We start from the raw sequence: 1,087 nt of genomic DNA on the forward strand, positions 1-1,087 counted from the left end.
AGTGAAGTGAAATGGGCAGTGGTGAAAGACAAACTGAGCGGTGAGTTGACGAATAGAGAAATCATGGAGAAACACGGAATCAAAAGTGAATCCCAAATCCACACATGGATGAGATGGTATCGGTCCAATGAAATCTATCGATTCGACCAGCCAATCGGGAAGCAATACACCTACGGACTCGGTCCTGATTCCGCCAGCGAGGATGACAAGAAAGAGCGTCAACTATCTCACCTGAAGACGGAGAACGAAATCTTAAAAAAATTCATGGAGATCGAAAGAGAGTTGAGAAAGAAGTAGCCCTAAAGACTGTAGAGCTCCTGAAGAGGAAATATACGATCACGACGATCCTACGTGTCCTGGACGTGCCACGGGCAACCTATTACCGTTGGGCCAGAGAACCGGTGAAGCACCCTTCGGTGCTAGAGCAAACAATCGTCGCAGTATGTAAGCTTACAAATTATCGATATGGACATCGAAAGATAAAGGCCCTGTTAGAGCAAACCTATGAATTGGCAGCAAACCGGAACACCGTACAGAGAATCATGAAGAAGCACCATCTCCAGTGTCGGATCAAACCCAAACGAAAATGGAAGTCTCAGGGTGAGAGCATCGTCATCGCCCCTGACCTTCTCAAGCGAGACTTCACTGCCAGTAGACCGAATAAGAAGTGGGTGACGGACATCACCTACATCCAATACGGGGGAACGACGAAGTACCTCTCCACGATCATCGACCTATTCAACAATGAGATTGTTGCCTATAAGCTATACGATCATCAACAGACGCCCCTCGTCATCGATACGTTAAGGATGGCGTTGGAGAGTCGGAACAATCCCGAAGGGATCATCATCCATTCAGATCAAGGAAGTGTCTATACATCATATGCCTTTCAAGATTTCGTAAAGAGGAAGCATCTGACGAGCAGCATGTCTCGAAGAGGCAACTGTTGGGATAATGCGGTGATCGAATCGTTTCATTCGAACTTGAAGTCTGAGGAATTCCAGTACGTCAAGTTCAACTCGTTAAGCGACTATGAAGTGCGTGAGCGGGTGAATAATTACTTAACTTACTACAACGAAGAACGTAT

General features: G+C 46.3%; 2 protein-coding genes. Both read left to right on the plus strand.

The window, feature by feature from the left end; all coding sequences use genetic code 11:
* On the plus strand, positions 1-297 hold a 297-nt coding region (locus tag KNP82_RS15445; RefSeq protein WP_214756982.1), incomplete at its 5' end, for a helix-turn-helix domain-containing protein.
* Positions 261-1,087: IS3 family transposase (locus KNP82_RS15450; protein WP_353049077.1), on the plus strand; the 827-nt coding region annotated here is incomplete at its 3' end. The genes KNP82_RS15445 and KNP82_RS15450, both read left to right, overlap by 37 nt.

It is taken from the genome of Exiguobacterium sp. s26, from assembly GCF_018618235.1.
GTDB classification, from domain to species: Bacteria; Bacillota; Bacilli; order Exiguobacteriales; family Exiguobacteriaceae; genus Exiguobacterium; species Exiguobacterium chiriqhucha.